16 protein-coding genes are annotated in these 19741 nt (G+C 35.0%); 6 read left to right on the top strand and 10 right to left on the bottom strand.

Going from position 1 to position 19741, the window contains the following annotated elements:
- Positions 1-534: 534 nt before the first annotated feature.
- The 4 genes from CFE53_RS04350 to ftsZ form a co-directional block, all read right to left on the bottom strand.
- Positions 535-1023 (bottom strand): 50S ribosomal protein L11, encoded by a 489-nt coding sequence (locus CFE53_RS04350; protein ID WP_148120646.1) that lies wholly within the window; start codon positions 1021-1023, stop codon positions 535-537.
- A 64-nt stretch (positions 1024-1087) separates the two neighbouring features.
- Positions 1088-1528 carry a transcription elongation factor Spt5 gene (locus CFE53_RS04355; protein ID WP_148120647.1) on the bottom strand — a complete coding sequence of 147 codons (441 nt, stop codon included), beginning with the start codon at positions 1526-1528 and terminating at the stop codon, positions 1088-1090.
- Positions 1529-1649: 121 nt separating this feature from the next.
- Entirely contained in the window at positions 1650-1868 is a 219-nt protein-coding gene (locus tag CFE53_RS04360; protein ID WP_148120648.1) for a protein translocase SEC61 complex subunit gamma, read from the bottom strand.
- A gap of 14 nt (positions 1869-1882) precedes the next feature.
- A complete protein-coding gene (ftsZ, locus tag CFE53_RS04365; protein WP_148120649.1) occupies positions 1883-2980 on the bottom strand; it encodes a cell division protein FtsZ in 1098 nt (365 codons plus the stop codon).
- A 174-nt stretch (positions 2981-3154) separates the two neighbouring features.
- Between ftsZ and CFE53_RS04370 the strand changes: the two genes are divergently transcribed.
- A complete protein-coding gene (locus CFE53_RS04370; RefSeq protein ID WP_148120650.1) occupies positions 3155-4252 on the top strand; it encodes a DNA topoisomerase IV subunit A in 1098 nt (365 codons plus the stop codon).
- Positions 4253-4926: 674 nt separating this feature from the next.
- Here CFE53_RS04370 and CFE53_RS04375 read toward each other — a convergent pair.
- From CFE53_RS04375 to pstB, 5 genes are all read right to left on the bottom strand, one after another.
- Positions 4927-6819 (bottom strand): DUF2341 domain-containing protein, encoded by a 1893-nt coding sequence (locus CFE53_RS04375; protein WP_148120651.1) that lies wholly within the window; start codon positions 6817-6819, stop codon positions 4927-4929.
- Positions 6820-6821: 2 nt separating this feature from the next.
- Entirely contained in the window at positions 6822-7355 is a 534-nt protein-coding gene (locus CFE53_RS04380) for a hypothetical protein (protein ID WP_148120652.1), read from the bottom strand.
- Positions 7356-7364: 9 nt separating this feature from the next.
- Complete coding sequence (locus CFE53_RS04385) at positions 7365-9272, bottom strand: DUF2341 domain-containing protein (protein ID WP_148120653.1); 1908 nt, start codon at positions 9270-9272, stop codon at positions 7365-7367.
- A 249-nt stretch (positions 9273-9521) separates the two neighbouring features.
- On the bottom strand, positions 9522-10232 hold the full coding sequence (gene phoU, locus CFE53_RS04390) for a phosphate signaling complex protein PhoU (protein WP_148120654.1): 711 nt from the start codon (positions 10230-10232) through the stop codon (positions 9522-9524).
- 19 nt (positions 10233-10251) lie between these two features.
- Positions 10252-11013 carry a phosphate ABC transporter ATP-binding protein PstB gene (gene pstB / locus CFE53_RS04395; RefSeq protein ID WP_148120655.1) on the bottom strand — a complete coding sequence of 254 codons (762 nt, stop codon included), beginning with the start codon at positions 11011-11013 and terminating at the stop codon, positions 10252-10254.
- 330 nt (positions 11014-11343) lie between these two features.
- On the opposite strand from pstB, the gene ppsA reads away from it, so the two are divergent.
- From ppsA to CFE53_RS04415, 4 genes are all read left to right on the top strand, one after another.
- On the top strand, positions 11344-13641 hold the full coding sequence (gene ppsA / locus CFE53_RS04400; RefSeq protein ID WP_148120656.1) for a phosphoenolpyruvate synthase: 2298 nt from the start codon (positions 11344-11346) through the stop codon (positions 13639-13641).
- Between the two features lie 60 nt (positions 13642-13701).
- Entirely contained in the window at positions 13702-14016 is a 315-nt protein-coding gene (locus tag CFE53_RS04405; RefSeq protein WP_148120657.1) for a DUF357 domain-containing protein, read from the top strand.
- A gap of 24 nt (positions 14017-14040) precedes the next feature.
- A complete protein-coding gene (locus CFE53_RS04410; RefSeq protein ID WP_148120658.1) occupies positions 14041-14382 on the top strand; it encodes a DUF555 domain-containing protein in 342 nt (113 codons plus the stop codon).
- 342 nt (positions 14383-14724) lie between these two features.
- A complete protein-coding gene (locus CFE53_RS04415; protein WP_148120659.1) occupies positions 14725-15756 on the top strand; it encodes an MnmC family methyltransferase in 1032 nt (343 codons plus the stop codon).
- A gap of 1 nt (position 15757) precedes the next feature.
- On the opposite strand, the gene CFE53_RS04420 is transcribed toward CFE53_RS04415, so the two are convergent.
- Complete coding sequence (locus CFE53_RS04420) at positions 15758-16492, bottom strand: glycosyltransferase family 2 protein (RefSeq protein WP_148120660.1); 735 nt, start codon at positions 16490-16492, stop codon at positions 15758-15760.
- A 194-nt stretch (positions 16493-16686) separates the two neighbouring features.
- Between CFE53_RS04420 and hypF the strand changes: the two genes are divergently transcribed.
- Positions 16687-19017 carry a carbamoyltransferase HypF gene (hypF, locus tag CFE53_RS04425; RefSeq protein WP_148120661.1) on the top strand — a complete coding sequence of 777 codons (2331 nt, stop codon included), beginning with the start codon at positions 16687-16689 and terminating at the stop codon, positions 19015-19017.
- Positions 19018-19741: the final 724 nt, after the last annotated feature.

Here is a 19741-nt window from a genome sequence, read left to right on the forward strand (position 1 = left end):
AAAAATTTGCATTTAAAAACAACAACTAGGATCTTAATAAATATTTAAAATAAATAATATAATAAAAATTACCAGTTCCCATCAAAGTTGATAATTAATAAAATAAAATCATAAAAACTATTCAATATTATTTTACTTTTTTATCTCCATCTCTTCAGAATTATTTTTATTGTTATTACTCTTAAGGTTTTTTATTATTTTTTATTATTCTTCTAATCACGGTCTTGATGAGAACTAGGGTTATTGTAATTAAAAAAAATAAAAAGTAAATAATAATGTAGTAAAATAAAGAATTAGCAGAAAAGATACAGAAAACTTCTAAGAAAGGTTAAGAGAAATTTTATTTATAATAGTTTTAAGATTTTATTTTTTAACTTTATTTCCTATCAATATAGTACTCATCTTTAAAAGTTATTACGCCTTATTAAGAGGTATTAAAGTATAGAAGTACTCTATTTTTATCATTTTATAATTATTTTTATTATTTTTAACCATTAGTTTGATAGGAACAAGGGTAATAATAAAAAATAAAAATTACTCCTCTTCCTTGAAGTATTCGTCATACTCTCCTTTCTCTATCAACTCAATGACTTCTTTAGGATCTTTTCCATCAACTGTAACTCCCATAGACACACAGGTTCCAACTACTTCCTTTGTGGCGTTTTTCAATGTATAGGAGAGCATGGAGTCCATCTTCATCTTTGCAATCTTCACAGCCTGTTCCATTGTAAGGTTGCCCACTATCTTGTGTTTTGGTTCTGAGGAACCTTTTTCAAGGTTCAATTCCTTCTTTATAAGTGCAGATGTTGGAGGAATACCTACCTCTATCTTGAAGGTTTTATCGTCGGTATTTACGATAATCTTAACTGGAACACTCATTCCCTCATAAGCCTTTGTCTTCTCGTTGATCTCATTTACTACCTTCATGACGTTTATACCTAAGGGCCCTATAGCTGGACCTAGTGGAGGTCCTGCTGTAGCCTTACCTCCAGTTATCAGTACCTCTACTACTTCTGTACCCATTATCATCACCTGTATAAATTTGTAATTCCTAATAATCCTACTCTCTATTTAAAACTTACGTTAATTAGGAACTCTTTGAAACTATCTTTACCTGCTCTACACCAACTGTTACAGGTATGGGAACTGCTGCATCTATTAACTCCAGTGTTACCTCTTCCTTATTTTTATCTACCCTTATAACTCTACCTCTTTCACCTTTAAAGGGCCCTGCTATTAACTCTACAATATCTCCTTTCTCTATATTCTCTATTATCTTATGTGGAGATAGGAGATGTTCCAGTTCCTCTACCGAGGTTTCTCCAGGTACTATTCCTCTTACCTTAAATGTTCTCCTTACCAACTCCTCTACTGCACCTCTATTTGGAGCCTCTACAAGTACATACCCCTTTAGATCCTCAGTTGCAAGTATAGAGTATATATCTATTTTTTCCTTTTCAGCCTTAGACGCCAAAAATTCAGCGACATTTTTCTCTTGACCTGCTATAGTCCTAACTGCATATATCATACTAATCACCATTTAAAAAAGATAAAAATATTAAAAAAAGAGTTATACATTAAAAAAATAATAATAGATTTAAATTCAAAAGAACTGCAAAAATTTTTATTAAATTCCTATATATATTTTACTACTTTACCCCTTTAACTATCCCTTTCAGATACACTATAGGTACATGGATTATATACCCTAGTACTCCTAAGAAACATATCCCTAATCCTGTAACCTTTGCAACATTTAGATACTCCTCCCTTGTAGGTTTCCTCAGTACCATCAGTACCCTCTTACACTGATTTAGGAAGGATTTCAACTCCTCTATTTTCTCATCTATCTTTATTTTTTCTTCCATAATATACCTCCTATTTAAATACTAGGAAGTATGTCGATGACAACTGGTTTTTTGCCCTTTGGAGTATTAAATGGTGTTATTTCAGTGGTTTTAGTACCTGTAATTACAAGTAGTACCTTGATGGTGTTCTCTGCATTTTCATCAATAGTAGTACCCCAGATTATAGTGGCATTTTCATCCAGTCTCTCAGTAACTGTTGAGACTATCTCCTTAGCCTCCTCAACACTCATATCCTTTGGTCCTGTAATGTGTATCAATGCACCTTTTGCTCCATCTACATCTACACAGAGGAGAGGACTGTTTAGTGCCATATTTACCGCTTCCTTAGCCCTGTTCTCTGAATCACTCTCCCCTATTCCTATCATCGCTATTCCACCGTTACTCATTACAGCCCTAACATCTGCAAAGTCCAGGTGGATATCTCCAACGTTCTGTACAAGATCTATCATTCCCTTTACAGAGTTAATAAGGATCTCGTCTGCAACTTTAAATGCCACTCTCAGAGGTACATTTGGAACGATCTCCAAGAGTTTATCATTTGGAATAATGACTATAGTATCTGCTACCTTCTTCAACTTCTCCAGTCCCTGTATAGCGTTGTTCATCCTGATCTTTCCCTCCATGGAGAAAGGCAATGTAACCACTGCAACAGTTAATGCCCCTAACTTTCTAGATATCTCTGCCACTATTGGAGCAGAACCTGTCCCAGTACCTCCCCCTAACCCACAGGTTATAAACACCATGTCAGAGTCCTGTATAGCCTTTTTAATATCCTCTGCATTTTCCTTGGCAGCCTCTTCACCCTTCGTTGGATCTCCACCAGCACCTAATCCCCTTGTAAGATTCTTACCTATGAGTACCTTTACATCTGCCTTCGTCTTTATAAGTTGTTGGGCATCAGTGTTTACAGCAACAGTTTTTATTCCCTTTATATCCTCCTTTGCAAGTCTATTTAAGGCGTTGTTTCCTGCACCACCACAACCTACTACAGTTATTCTAATCTTAGACATTTCAATAAATTTTAAAAGTTCCTTATCCACCTCTGATAACTCCATATTTTCTTCCTCTAAGGGCTCAACTCCCTCCTCTACTATACCCTTTAAAAACTTCAAAGTATTACCTCCTGTTATTTTTTTATTATTTTTATCAATTTCATATAGTATTTATTAACCTTTTTGTTGGTTATCTTTATAAATTATAGGTGATATATAAGTATAACCTAGTATGTATTATTTCAATATTATAATAATTATAATATATATTTTTATATTTACAAGGTGAGATTTATGATATCATCTAAGGCGAGAGAGAGGGCTAAAAAGAAGATTATAGAAGTTGCCAATAATATGTACGATCTTATATTAAAGGGAAAGAGACCAAAACTTAAAATACCTATTAGAAGTTTAAGTAATGCCAAATTTGATAAGGAGAAAGGTACCTTTGTACTTCTAGGAAAGGAGAAGGAGAGAACTTTAACAGTTAATCAGGCGAAGATCTTTGCACAAACTATTAAGATGATGGAGTTTGCAAAGGAACTTCTAGATAACAACGACTTTTCAACTCTAAGGGAGGCATACTATGTTTCAAAGAACTGGGGGGAGGCGAGATTTGACGACCAACAACCATCTAATGAGGTTATAGAGGATCTCGAGGCTGCACTTAACTGTCTAAGGGAGGAGTTGGGATTCATCCCAGAGGAGGACGGTTCTGCAGTTGTAGGTCCCTTGAAGATAATAGATAGGACTGCAGAAGGTGAGGAGTTAAAGATAGATTGTAGGAAGTTAGGTAGTGGTGCCTACAACATTCCAAATGATGTTACAAGGTTGGAATTTGAGACAGATGCAGACTTTATACTTGCAATAGAGACTGCAGGGATGTTTGCCAGGTTAAATGCTGAAAAATTCTGGAAAAAGAAGAACTGTATTCTAGTGTCTCTAAAGGGAGTTCCTGCAAGGGCTACAAGGAGATTTATTAAGAGATTAAATGAGGAACATGGTCTTCCAGTCTTAGTGTTTACAGATGGAGATCCCTATGGATACTTAAACATTTACAGGACTTTAAAGGTAGGTAGTGGTAAGGCTGTTCACCTTGCAGAGAAGTTATCTGTCCCAAGTGCCAGGCTTATTGGAGTTACACCTCAGGATATAGTGGATTACGATTTACCAACTCACCCCTTGAAGGAGCAGGATATAAAGAGGTTGAAGGATGGGTTAAAGAATGATGACTTTGTAAAGAGTTTCCCTGAGTGGCAGAGGGCACTTAATCAGATGTTAATGATGAAGAAGAGGGCTGAACAGCAGTCCCTTGCTAAGTATGGTTTAAAGTACGTTGTTAATGAGTATCTCCCGGCTAAGATAGAGGACCCCAAGAGTTGGCTACCGTAGAGGGAACAGAGTATCAACTAAGATAGGTGTTCCTATCATTCTATTTTTTAAAGCTATATATTAAAATTCAGAGAATTATCTATAATGTGGTGAATATATCGTAATATTTAGTGGTAATAAAATTTCAATATTACCCTAATTCCCATCAAAAAATTCTGATAAGAATAACAATAATTATAATAAAAGTAATAAAAAGAAGGTATTAAAATCAAAAGAGATAACCTCCTGGGACGCTCTAAGATACTATAGAAGTGAGACAGATCCTCCCTAACAGTCTGCTATCATTAATCTACCTTGGTTCCCACCAAGTAGTAATTAAAAAATAATAAAAAGATAATTATTATAATTAAAAATCATAATGAAAATAATCAATATAAAACCTATTCTTTTAAAGATCTTTCCGAACCCTTAGGTAAGATAGAAAATCCTATTCTGAATCCCTGTATTAGAAGGTATTCAGAGGATCATTCTCCTTCAATCTTCTTTTAAAAATGCTATATCTGGGATGATAGAAGTTTTCTGTTTTTTAAACCTTTTCTTTATTATTTTTTTATAATTATTTTTATTATTCTTTAAAATATCCTTTTGATGGGAACTAGGGTTCAATATTATCTCTTTATTATGGATTTTTAATTATTATTTTTTATTTTTAAACTTAATAATTATTAAAAAAATTAATCTTCAGGTAGGCTAAATCCTATCAGTTTTATACCGTATCCGTACTCCCACTCCTTAGTGTCCCTTCCTGCAAGCATATCTACAATTGATGGATATTCTCCTGAAGGATCTTCTACAAAGTATGGGTTATAACTAACTCCTTCTCCGTAATGGGTTCCATAGGCTCTGCTTGGTGAAATATAGATTAGTGGGTATATTCTTGAGATACTTCCACTAACATACACCTTAGGCTCTATTGGTGCATACTTTCTAACTCTGAAGTTGTCAAAGTATATATGTTGGTATAAGGATTTTTTATGATCCCCCCAAGAGGTCCCAAGTAAAAAGTGACTTCCATAAGGGTTGTAAATTGTTGCACTTATTATCCATGGATTTTCAATATTGTATTTAATATAATTTTCTAAAGGAGTGTAGGTTCCACTTACTTCTTTTACTTTATTCCCATTTACTTCTTTTTCGGTAATAAGAATTTTTATATGATACCAAGTTTCTTTTTGAAGTGATGAAGTATAAGCGTGATTTACTCTTATTCTATTGTCATACTCGTATAACCCGTCAGCGGTATTTCGAATAGCATATATGTGCTCATTACATATCATTACTCCTGGGAATAGTTGGGCGTTATCATCCCAATATAAATTTTTACCACCAAAGTAGGCATATAGCGCATAATCATCGTTTCTGTATCTTCCTCCTAAATCAAAGGTATAAAATGCATCTGGATGAGTTGTAGTGAATCCATAATACTGGGGATTTGCAAAATATCCTATCATTATATTTGGGGCGGGATATGGCTTCCATCTCCTCCTATTCTTTATTTTATAATTATTATCCCCCCATCCATCAACCTCTACTATATAATTCTTCAAACTCACATTGTTAAAGGAGATTATTCTTGCAACTGGAGGAGCATTTTCACATCCAACTACTCGTCTGTTGTACATATCATTGTATAAGAGATAGTTATTACTAAAATTATAGTACTTCCAGTCTCCATAGAGATCGTTCCATCTGACACCTATCGAATCGTTAGATTCAAAGTCGTCAAACAACTCAAACACTAGATATCCATTACTCTCCCGTTTTTTTGGATAGGTAGATACTAAATATACTGTAGTATTTTTACCGGCTTCTAACTCAGGAACCTTTATCCATATAATAGCCTTGTCGTTGCTAATATTATCATTACTATAGTTCCAGTACTCTATCCAATAGGGTATATGGCGGTTTTCCTCATCTACAAATCTTAACCCCTTGCCATTAGGATCGATAGAGAAGTTAAAATTACTATTGTTTAGAATAATTTTTACCTGAAAGTCTGTTAAATCGTAATTATTGGGGTTGGATATATTTATCGGCATAATATAGGTAGGTTTTAGATAGTGATACGCGTCTAATATAGTTTTTACAGTTACGTATTGGAAAGACTCTATACTATCCGTCCTGTTTATAGTTCCATTGTAGGATAAAGTATAACTAAAATCGTAATCTATTCTAAATGTAAATCCATCAATCATGGTGATATTTGTAATGTTGAAGGAATATGTGAAGTTGTAACCTTGGTCACTGTAATATTCACTTACGTTATTTAAGTAATTCCTTATATAATCTTCTGTATTGCTCCATAAGTAATTTACAACTTCCTCAGAACTGTTAAAAAATGTTCTATCCATAGCAACTTTTAAACTGGCGTTATTTAACACCTTGTTAAATACGGGGGATAAGGAAGAGGATACTACATGTTCTACAGATGAAGATTTTAAATCCACAGAAGTAGCCCTCATCTCCTCTATTACCTGTCTTTTTTGGAGGTCGATGGTGTTATAAAAAAGTGCTGCCGTTAGTAGTAATAAAAGAGTTAGTATGAGCATAGTATGAGATGTATACATATTTAACCACCACAGATCAGGGTGATGTTAATAGGCCTATTTGATCTAAAGTAGTATATGGCCCTTTTATAAGGATAATTATAATTATGCTGATTTAGATAGTTGTAAGTCTCTTCTTCACTTAAAAAGTGTTTCTCTGTTATATTTAGTGAATTACTATCTCCATATATACCGTACCACCCTTCCGTTCTGTTTATCACTATAACTGTAGATACTATAACAGTATCAATGTTATTGAGGTTCCCTTCCGATATGGTATAGTTTCCAATAGTTAGTACATAATTATCTACATCAATTCTATTTTCTAATACTTCTTTTGCCATGGACTCATAACCATTGTTTATAAGTAGTATAGCAGATTCCAAAGTACCGTCTGATACAAGGGATTTTAACTGGGCACTTGCTTTGTCATATAAAATATTCGTTCTCACAGCATCAACGTAACTATCTGTATGTTCTACCATAGATAAGGTAAAGAAACCCATTCCAACTATAAGAATAATCACTCCAATGAGTATATCACTATCAAATATCATAATCATCCCCTAATTTTTCAGAGGTATAATACAAGATATATTTGCAGGTTTTAATTTCAATACATATATTGTAGAAGGTTCAGAGTATACGATATTCAAAGTTATAGGTACATCTTGGGATATATTCATTATCTTTATTTCATTAGGTTGATGCATATCCCAGTTGTGAGTATTTATTACCTTTCCAAACTCACTTAACGTTGGAGTACTACTAATATGCATCCTAAATGGAACTCCATTGACAGATAGTACTACATCTACATCTTGCGGTGCTGAAATATTTATATATTCTAACGTAGAAGGCCTTCTAGTACCAAAATATAAAATCTCTCCCATGGTGATATTTTCAGATATTATCCTATTACTAGGATATCTCCACATCTTTACAGGCACTAAGAGATTCTTTGTTTTAACGTAAAGGTTACTGGAATTGAGTCCAGTATTAGTGATATTTATTACATGTACATTGGAGGTTATATCAGGGGTACCTCTAAAGTAGTAGGTTACATTAAGTGAGATAGTCTCAACAGATTCCATTAAATTCTCTCTTACTGTTACACCTACTCTTGGAGCATACTTTCTAACCTTAACATTATCAAACCAGTATTCTTCACTATGAGTTCCTGATGCAGTTCCTAAAAGTATATATCTTTGATTGGAAGGATCATCATCAACTTCACAATGCGTCTTAACCATTGAGTCTGTATTATCATTTGGGTTTGGATCTCCATAGTGCCCATTGAAGAATCTCCAGATTGAGGCATTACATATTCTATTTTTAGCAGAGTCACTATGTTCAAGTATAAACTTCTCATAGTACCATATATTATCGTAGGTAAAGATGTTTGAGGAGGATACAATTTCTTCATTATAATTACGACATATTGCAAAAATTTGATAACATCCCGTAAATGAATTGTAAAATTGATTATCTTTACCTGGACGGACAGAAGAATCGGCGTAAAATCCTACCATGGTATCAGGACTATCCGCACTCCCTCCCTGTGCTCCAGTACGACCTTTAACTATGGCCTCTAAGATGTATATATCTCCATTTGAGACTTTTAAAGAGTCTCTTGAGATTATACTTCTGTACCTCTCACTACTTGCTTTCAAGTGTGCCACATGGTTCTTCTCAGAACCTCCGTTGTAAAAAGGTAACTCACTATCCTCTATAACTTCCCACTCTCCTCTTAAAATTTTCCAAGTATCATTTATCTTTCCATCCTCAAAATCATCGAAGAATATAAATACCGCCTCACCGTTATCCCGTATATCAGGATTCTCACTCTGATTCCTCCTTAAATATATAATAGTGTATCCATTACGAGGTATCTTATTTACCTTTATCCATACTCTTCCTATTTTATTATACTCCCAGATCTCGATCCAGTAGGGGATCTCTTCAAGGGTTCCACTGTCATTTTCCCAGAAACTTATACTCTTTCCATCTGGAGAGAAATCGAAGTTAAAGTTAGAGGGAGTCAAAGTAACCAACACCTGGAAACCCTCTAAATCGTAGTCATTTGGGTTGGAGATATTTATTATATACTCCCAAGTACTCTCGTATGTAGCAATACCCTCATAATCTGTACCTCTAACTGAAAATGGGTCAAAAGTCCCTGGAATGGTGTCCCTTGAGGTATAATACCTCTCCCTTACCCTATCAACAAATCTTAAATAGTCTGGAACGTAGGAATTTGATGGAAACTCATGATCCTTGAACAACTTATTCGCTATTAAATTACTCTTTTCAAAGGCCTCAATATCCCTTTTTTCCTCATGGAATGTTAAAATGTTATGGGTAATTGTAAAGTATCCAACGTAAAAGATGAGGAGTACTATCATGACAGCTACAATAGCCTCAAAGGTAAATATATACCCTTTATTTGATCTCAACTTTGACAACCCTATCATATAACTCCCTTCTTAGATATTAATTAATAGATTTATATATTATTAATTTTTATAAAAACATTCTCTTTTAAAATTAAACACTAATGGAATATAAAAATAGTAAGACATTAGACTTGTTTTATAATTCCTTTAATCAATTATAATTACTCTAAAATAAATATAAATTTTTATAATTTATTAAAAAAATAAAAAATCTTGGATTGTTCCTCATGTAGAAAATAGTAAGGATCTTCTTTACCCTCTAAAATCTCAGTACTCCCTTTCTAATTTAATATACTTTATCTTCTCCACCTTATACTTCTGTTCAAACTCCTCTTCCTTTATCCGCTCTCCAGTGATCATATAAACTACTCTATCTCCTATAGACGCTATTAAATCCCCACTCCTCTCCAAATACTTAGCCATGAATATAGTCTCTGTAGCCATGGTTATGTTCCTTGGATCCTCAACGATATAACTGATCATCTCCCTGTAGAGTTGTTCGTAGAGTTTATTTATCTTTTTATCCCGTGCATGTACATCTCTGGCCAACTTCTCATCTCTATTTTTAAATGCCTGAAGTGCATCACTTAACATCTCCCCAAGGCGTTCTGTCATAGTTGTTATGATCTCGTTCTCCCTCTTAATATTTAAGTCGGATCTTAGCGTAATCCCTGCGATCTTATAGGCACAGTCTCCTATCTTCTCCAGTTTCGATATTATCTTTATAATAGTCAGTATAGTTCTCAAATCTGTTGCCACAGGCTGATAGAGTGCTATAAGTTTAATACACTTATCCTCGATCTCCATCTCCTTTAGATCTATAATATCGTCCCCTCTTCTCACCTTCTTAGCAAGTTCCCTATCACAGTTTAGAAAGGCCTCTGTGGATTTATTTAAGGCAGATATACAGATATTCCCCATATCGACAACATCGTCTTCTACCATTTTTAACTTAGAGTAGAATATTTCCTTTGTCATAGATATCACCAAATTCTATTTATCCGAATCTACCACTGATATAATCTTCAGTCTCCTTCCTTGAAGGTGCAAGGAATATCTTTTCAGTTTTATCGAACTCTATAAGTTCTCCCATTAAGAAGAATGCTGTATAATCTGATACCCTACTCGCCTGCTGCATATTGTGGGTAACAACTACAACAGTGTAATCTTTTTTTAACTCTACCATAAGATCCTCTATCTTCTGGGTAGATATAGGATCAAGTGCAGATGTTGGTTCATCTAACAGTATAACTTCAGGTTTAACTGCTATGGTACGGGCTATACAGAGCCTCTGTTGTTGTCCTCCAGATAGTTCAAATGCAGATTTTTTCAAGTCATCCTTGACCTCATCCCATAGAGCAGCCTTCTTTAGGGCCCATTCTACAATCTCGTCTAAGACTTTTTTATCCTTTATACCGTGTATCCTTGGACCGAAGGCTACATTATCGTAGATACTCATTGGAAATGGATTTGGCTTTTGGAAAACCATCCCCACCCTCTTTCTCAGATCTACCACATCTACATCTTCATCGTATATGTTCTTTCCATCTAGAAGTACTTCACCCTCAATCTTTGTATTGGGAACAAGATCGTTCAACCTGTTGAGACACCTTATAAAGGAACTTTTACCACATCCACTGGGACCTATTAGTGCAGTTATCTTGTTCTCGTATATTGGTAAGTTTATATTCTTAAGGGCGTGAAAATCTCCATAGTATAAGTTTAAATTTTTAGTTTCCATTTTTATCTTTCCACCCATTACATCACCATAGGTAAATTTTATTTATAAAAGTAGTTCTTTTATTTATAAAAGTGGCTCTAATATACCTTTTTTCTAATTTTTTTAACATTATAATAATTATTATTTTTATTTTAAACTATACTGTAAAATCATATTTTATATAAATGTTTCTATAATGTCAAATTTTATTCACAAAATATAAACAGCATAGGACTCAATCTTAATTATAACAACGAAAAAAATAAAATATTGAATATATGTGTAATACCTCTTGATATTATTTCTTAATAAATTATAAATAACTTTTAACAGATAAAGATTTAAATAAATAAAAATAGGAGGAACACCATGAAATTGATAGCCTGGTTAGATGAGATTTCTAACAAAGATGTAGATATCGCAGGTGGGAAGGGAGCCTCCCTTGGTGAGATGTGGAATGCAGGTTTTCCAGTACCTCCAGCATTTGTGGTCACTGCAGAGGCATACAGGTACTTTATAAGGGAGACGAAACTTGATAAAAAGATCAGAGAGATCCTGAAGGATATAGATGTAAATGACCCTGAGGAGTTAAATAGAAAATCAGAGGAAATAAGAAGATTAATACTAGATGCCAATATGCCGAAAGATCTGGAGATAATCATTATCGAGAGTTATAACAGACTCTGTGAGGAGAGTGGTGGGGAGGAGGTATTTGTTGCAGTTAGGAGTTCTGCCACTGCAGAGGATCTACCTGATGCAAGTTTCGCTGGACAGCAGGAGACTTACTTAAATATTAAAGGGGCTAAAAACGTTGTTAAATCTGTTCAGAAGTGTTTTGCATCTCTCTTTACCCCAAGGGCTATATTCTACAGGGAGCAGAAGGGATTCGATCACTTGGATGTGGCATTGGCTGTAGTGGTACAGAAGATGGTAAATTCTGAAAAGGCAGGTGTGTTATTTACCGTGAATCCTATAAATCAGAACTACGAGGAGATGGTAATAGAGGGTGCCTGGGGACTAGGAGAGGGGGTAGTAAGTGGTGTAGTAACTCCAGATACCTACATTATAGATAAAAAGACCTTAACTCCAAAGAGCGTCTCTGTGGCGAGAAAGGAGGTAATGTTTATAAGGGATGAGAAGGGAGAGACTAAAAAGGTAGAGGTGCCTGAGGATCTAAAGGAGAAGAGGGTGCTCTCTGACGAAGAACTTAGAAAACTTGCTGAGATGGGATTATCTATCGAGAAACACTACGGAAGACCTATGGACATCGAGTGGGCAATAGAGAAGGGCAATATATACATGCTTCAGGCGAGGCCGGTAACTACGTTAAAGGAGAAAAAGGAAGAAACGTCTAAGGAATCTCAGGAGTCAGGAGAGATACTCCTAAAGGGTATCGGAGCATCTCCAGGTTTAGCCTCTGGTAAGGTGAAGATAATCCACGACATCAAGGAAATAGATAAGATAAAAGAAGGAGATATATTAGTAACAAAGATGACAACACCAGACATGGTACCTGCAATGAAGAAGGCCAGTGCCATAGTTACAGATGACGGGGGATTAACCTGCCATGCAGCCATTATATCAAGGGAGTTAGGTACTCCCTGTGTTGTAGGTACTCAGAAGGCTACAGAGATGTTGAAGGACAACATGGTAGTTACAGTAGATGGGGAGAAGGGGATTGTATATAGGGGAGAGGTAAAGAAGGAGAAGGTAGAGAAGGATAAAGATACACAGATAAGTGCAGGATCTCCAGTGATTATAACTGCAACTGAAATTATGGTAAATGTCTCCATGCCTGAGGTTGCAGAGAGGGCTGCTGCAACTGGTGCAGATGGAGTGGGTCTTCTAAGGGCAGAGCATATGATCCTGGAGACAGGTGTCCATCCAATCAAGATACTTAAGGAGAAAGGAGAGGATGCCCTTGTAGAGGTGTTCGCAGAGGGTATTAGAAAGGTGGCAGATGCCTTCTATCCGAGACCTGTAACATACAGAACCTTGGATGCTCCAACAGATGAGTTTAGAGGGCTGGAAGGGGGAGAGGATGAACCTGTAGAGCAGAACCCTATGTTAGGTTGGAGGGGAATTAGAAGAGGTTTGGATGAGAAGGAGATACTAAGATGTGAATTACTTGCAATAAAGAAACTTAGAAGTGAAGGATATAAAAATATAAGGTTGATGATACCTCTCGTTACAATCCCATCAGAGGTTAGAAAGGTAAAGGAGTTGGCAAGGGAGATAGGTTTAGAGTTAGGAAAGGATGTTGAATTTGGAGTGATGGTGGAGACACCGGCTGCTGCACTTATCATAGAGGATATTATAAAAGAAGGGATCGACTTTGTCTCCTTAGGTACAAACGATCTAACCCAGTATACAATAGCCATAGATAGGAACAACGAACTTGTTGCGAAGTACTACAGGGAGAATCATCCTGCAGTTTTGAAGTTGATAGAGTACGTTATAAAGACATGTAAAAAATACGGTGTAAAAACCTCCATCTGTGGCCAGGCTGGAAGTAGGCCCTCTATGGTGGAGAAACTTGTTAGATGGGGTATTGATAGCATTTCTGCAAACATAGATGCTATAGATACTATAAGGAAAACTGTGGCGAGAACTGAGCAGAGAATCATCTTGGAGACTATAAGAGATAGGAAGTTTAAGATGGATTAATTAAAAAAAATTATAATAATTATTATTTTTAAAATTATTTTTTATATTCTGGATGGTAGTATGGTAGAGGAAAAGAAGATTCAAAATAGAATCACTAAGGAGAAGATAGAGGAGTATCTCAAAAAGACAGAGGAGGCAATAGATATTATTAAAAAGGGTCTACCTCCAGAGAGAAGTTTACTCTACGACGTCGCCCTGGACTTTCTATCTATGATAGAGTGTTACTTTAAGGATGCAAAGGTGTTTATAGAGAGGGGAGATTATATAAATGGATTTGCATCTCTAAATTATGCCTACGGCTGGATAGATGCTGGAGTACGTTTAGGTATATTTGATGTTGGAGACGACGATGTAAAATTCACACTGGCGAAATAAAGTAAAAAAGATGGTGAGAGGAAAATGCCCAACTATCATGTAACCCTACAGGCTCCCTACATAGTAAAAAACGTTGAAGATGTGGAGGACGCCATAAGTGTAGCAATATCCAATGTGGGAAAGTTGCTAAACAAGAACAATATGGAGTATGTAGATATAGATGTGGGGCTAACCATATGTCCAAAATGTGGAGAACCTATAGACTGTGTTTTAGTAGTTGCTAGAACTGCTATGGTAGGACTACTACTATCTATGAAGGTATTTAATGCAGAGAGTTTGGAACATGCCATAAGGATAGCCAAATCTACCATAGGTAGGGCTTTAAAGGACATTCCCCTTGAAGTGGTGGATGTGGTAGAGATCTAACAAACCCTATATATTTTTAAGATATTTTCATTAAAAGAGTAAAAATCAAATACATGAAATATTAATAAAAGAATATATAAGGTGTCAAATTTACCTAAAAGGTATTTTTTATTTTTATTTTTTATCTAAAAATTCCACTAACCTAATAATTTAAACCCCCGTATTTTGAACAGAATCAATTAAAAAATTAATCTTTTCCGGCGCCCAGAAAATATGTGCTAAAGAAGTAATATAAGTACTGCCTTTTTAATTGCCTTTTTAAAATATTATTTTGGATTTAATTATTTTTTCTGTTTTAATCTATAATATTTTATCTTAATTTTAATAAAAATAGGTGTAGATATGCTTCCAAATAAGGTTGCCATAGATATTATTAGAAAATACATGGCAAGATTTGAAAAGGGTGAAGATATAGAGAATTTTAGAAAGGATCTCATTAGGGATCTCCTGAATCATAATCTTTTAGTTAAAACTGAAGACGGTACTTATACATTGGTATCGGAATGTAAGGAAGAACTTATGCATTCCAGAATAGGAGCATTAAGGGAAAGTATTGAAAAGTTTGTAATACCTTCAGATCTCAGATCTATGAAAAATCCTAAAATACTGGATCTTTGTAGTGGTATAGGTTACAACTCTATAGGAGCACTTCACTACAATAAAAACTGTAGAATAGATATGGTGGAGTGTTGCAAGGAGGTGCTCTTTCTATCCCTATGTCTAGATATGCCCTACGAAGAACATAACATAATAAAGGATAGAATTAAGAATTTTCTCGAGGGAGATGCAAGTAGAAGTGATATAAACATATACCTTGAAGATGGGAGGAGTGCCATTAAGAAGTTAGAGGGAAGATATAATGTAGTATTTCACGATGCATTCTCCCCCCAGAGGGATGCTGTACTTTACACTGTAGATTTCTTAAGAGAAGTTTACAAGAAGATGGATGATGACGGTGTTTTAATATCCTACTCCTCCTCTATACCCTTTAGGAGCGCACTGGTAGAGGCTGGCTTTATTATATCAGAGGGAAATTCCGTAGGTAGAAAGAGAGGAATAACCATAGCCTATAAGAACCCATCTCCAGATAGGAAGATAAGGAGGATACCTCTAACAGATGAGAGGCTTATAGCAATATCTACAGTTGGAGTGCCCTACAGAGATCCTAATTTAAACCTTTCTCATGAGGAAATAATAAAGAATAGAAATTTTGAAAGAATGATATTTAAAAAGAAATTGTTAGAATTAGGCAGGTACTATTCTACAAAGAATGTTAAACTAGGTAAGATAGACAGGAAGTTCTTAGAAATTCAAAAGTTGGATTTAAACTCTACCCAGGTGATTTTAAAAATGAGAGAAATTTTAGGAGTGTAAATTATTTTTTAAAATTTAATTTAAGAGAGTTCTTGAGATCCGATATTATATACTTTGCAACTTCCATCATAACATCAAGTATTTTCCTAGTAGTAATATGAGAATAGGCCTCTGGATGATACTCAACATCTATATACTCCTCCAATATTTTTGCCCCTTTTTTAGCCAACTGTATAGCCACTAAGTGCTCTACACTGTATCCTTCACCAAAGTACATACCTCTCAGGAGATCACCTCTGATGATCCTAAATCCACACTGTATATCTCTAAAGAAGTAGATCCTACCTACATAGAGGGAGATCAAGAGGGACATAAAAACACTGGCTAAAAAATTAGATATCTGTCTATGAAAGGGAATAGAAGAGTATCTCCTTATGCCAAAAACAGCATCTCCCTTGTATTCCTTCAATTTTTTAGACATCTTTGGAATGTCCTTAGGTTTATGTTGGTAGTCCCCATCCATAAATACGATATACTTATATCCCAACTTCAGCGCCAACTCTGTTCCACTTTTAAGGGCTTTCGACTTACCCTCGTTTTTCTCTTTAAATATGGTATAAATCCTGTTTTTATACTCTCCCCTATTTAGATACTCTTCAATAACTTTTTTTGTGTTATCTGTACTTCCATCGTCTACAATAAGCACATCTATAGATATAGTGTCTAGATCCTTTAAAACCTTTAGAATGTTTTTTTCCTCGTTGTAAGTTGGAATTATTACTATGGACTCCCTCATATAGTTTCCTCTAATTCTTGATAAATTTTAGTAAAAACAGTTTAAAAGATATAGAAAATCTGTATAAGTTTAGTTGTTTTAAATTTTATCCATAGAACTATTAAAATAATTAAAATTATAATTATAAAAATTATTTCAAAAATCATAATTAGTAAGTTTATAATATTTATTTTTTACCTAGTACAGGGATCGATATGAAGATAAAAAAAATAATTATAAAGGGTATAGTTCAAGGTGTTGGATTTAGACCTTTCATCTATAGGATAGGCAGAGATAACAACCTAAGAGGTTATGTAAAAAATATGGGAAACTACGTTGAGATAGTAGTATCTGGTGAAGATAGGGATATAAAAAACTTTCTAAGGGATATAAGGGATAAGAAACCACCTTTAGCCCAGATAGATAAGATAGAGGTGTTAGATTACAATACTCCCCTCCATTACAGGAATTTTGTTATAGAGGACAGTGGTAGTAAAACAGATAAAGATGGAAGTACTGTGCCTCCAGATGTATCCATATGTGAGGAGTGTCTAAGGGAGATGTGGGATAAAAATAACAGGAGATACAGATATCCTTTTATAGCATGTACAAACTGTGGCCCAAGATTCACTATAGTAAAGAGACTTCCCTACGACAGGGAGAATACCTCCATGGCTCAATTTCCCCTATGTGAGGAGTGTCTAAGGGAGTACAGGGATCCGTTGGATAGGAGGTTCCACGCCCAGGCAACATGCTGTCCAAACTGTGGTCCAAGGGTGTATCTAGTGGATAATGAGGGTAAGGTGTTGGATGAGGGGGATGGTGCTATACTTGAAAGTGTAAAACTTCTAAATGAGGGTTATATTCTCGCTGTGAAGGGTATTGGAGGCACCCACCTTGCATGTAGATGTGATATAGACGATGTTGTTTTAAAACTTAGGGAACGTCTAAATAGACCTACTCAGCCCTTTGCAGTGATGACGAAGGAGGAGAATGTTAAACTCTTTGCAGAGGTTGATGAGGAGGAGTTATCCCTTTTGAGATCTCCAAAGAGGCCTATTGTGGTACTGAAGAAGGGAAGGGATTACAGTAGATACTTCTCAGAGTACATCTCCAACTTAGATACAGTAGGGGTTATGCTACCTTACTCTGGGCTACACTATCTACTCTTAGAGGGTTCAGAGGCATTAGGATATGTTATGACATCTGCAAATCTCCCTGGCTATCCTATGGTTATAGACAATAGGGAGATACTCCATAAACTGAGGGGTATTACAGATTACTTTTTGATCCATAACAGGGAGATAGTTAATAGGTGTGATGACAGTGTCCTTAAGAAGGTGAATAACAGGGTGGTATTTCTTAGGAGATCCAGGGGGTACGTCCCAGAACCTGTGGTTGTGGTAAATCACAGGGATATTAGGGAAAATATGGAGAATATAATTGCAGTAGGTCCTGAGATGAATTCAACAGCATGTTTAGTTAAGGGTAATAGATTCTATCTATCCCAACATATTGGAAACACCTCAAAGTACGAAACATTTAGATACTTAAGTGAGGGGATAGAGAACTTACTTAGGATCACAAACACTAAGGATATCCATGGGGTTGTATGTGATCTACATCCTGGTTATAACTCAACTAAGTTGGCCGAGGAGTTGGCGGAGAGGTTTGATGCAGAACTCTACAGGATCCAACACCATATGGCACATGCCTACTCCCTCCTTGGAGATGAAGATATATTCCAGGAGTCTATAATCATCGCTATAGATGGTGTGGGATATGGGGAGGACGGTAAGGTATGGGGTGGTGAGATATTAAGGTATAGGGATAACCATATGGAGAGGGTGGGACACTTAGAGGAACAGTACATGCCTGGGGGAGATCTATGTACAGAGTACCCTCTTAGGATGTTGATGTCTATACTCTATAAAAGATTAGGAGAGGAGGAGTTATTAGAGTTTATAAGGAGTTATAACTTCTTCGACGATAGAACTTTGGAACTTATACTCTTCCAGTTAGATAGAGAGATAAACGTTGTGGAAACAACCTCCTGTGGAAGGGTGTTAGATGCTATATCTGCCATGCTCTCCATCTGCCATAGAAAAACCTACGACGGAGAACCTGCTATAAGGTTGGAGGGTTTTGTAAGAGGTAGAGGTTATGGGGAGAGGGAGTATAATAGATACTTAGAGATGGCTAAGGAGGATATAAAGATAAAGAGTGGAAAACTTATTACAAGTGATCTGGTGTATAGGGCTTACAGTATGTTGTTAGAGGGGTATGAGAGGGAGTTTATAGGGTTGTATATACATCTCGCTATAGGGGAGGGGTTGTCCTCTATGGCTATAAAGTTTGGGGAGAAGGAAGGGGTGGAGTATATAGGTATCACTGGAGGGGTGTCTTATAACAGTATAATATGTAAAGTGGTAAAAGAGAGAGTTGAGGAGGAGGGTTTTAAGTTTCTGTATCACAGTAGGGTGCCAAATGGAGATGGAGGTATAAGTTTCGGCCAGGGTATTGGGTATATTTTGAATAGGGATTAACATAAAAATAAAATTAATAAAAAAATATTTTAAACTAACAACAACTGTGGGATATATCAATAAAAAAGAAAATAATAATAAAAATAATAAATAAATAACAAATAAAAAGAGGCTAAAAACTCTTAAAAAGGATTAAAAGGGGTTCTACTTCACTTTCTCAATACTCAAAATAATAGATAAAAACTTAATCTTATTGATATATTTTTCATCAAGTTTATAGTTAAAAAATAATAATGATTTAATAAAAATTATTAAAAAATAAAAGAATAAAAAACTAAAAAGGAATAATATAGAATATCCCATCTTTTCTAATAGATTAATAATTAATTAATAAGGAAATCTCATCTGTTTCTCCAGTATCCAGTGTAGCCTTAGAAGAATAGGAACTTATTTTACTTTTTTCTTACTATCATTCAGAATATCTTATCTATTTCAATATAGTATTCAGAAGTTTATTTATTTTATTATTATTTTTTTTTTGGTTTATATTTAAATTATTTTTTTTATTAGAGTAGAGCATTCTTCTAATTACTATCTGATGGAAATCAGATAAAAAACAAAAATATGACTCTTATATCCTAGACTACACCGAACACTGGAGAAATAGGATTTGGTTAAATCTTCTTTTTAAGAGTTTTTATCTTTTTATTATAACTTTCATTATAAGTAATATTTATCATTCTTTTAATCACAACTATTATAGGATTTTATATTACTCTATATT

Origin of the sequence: Methanofervidicoccus sp. A16 (assembly GCF_003351865.1) — an archaeon.
GTDB lineage: Archaea > AGJL01 > Methanococci > Methanococcales > Methanococcaceae > Methanofervidicoccus.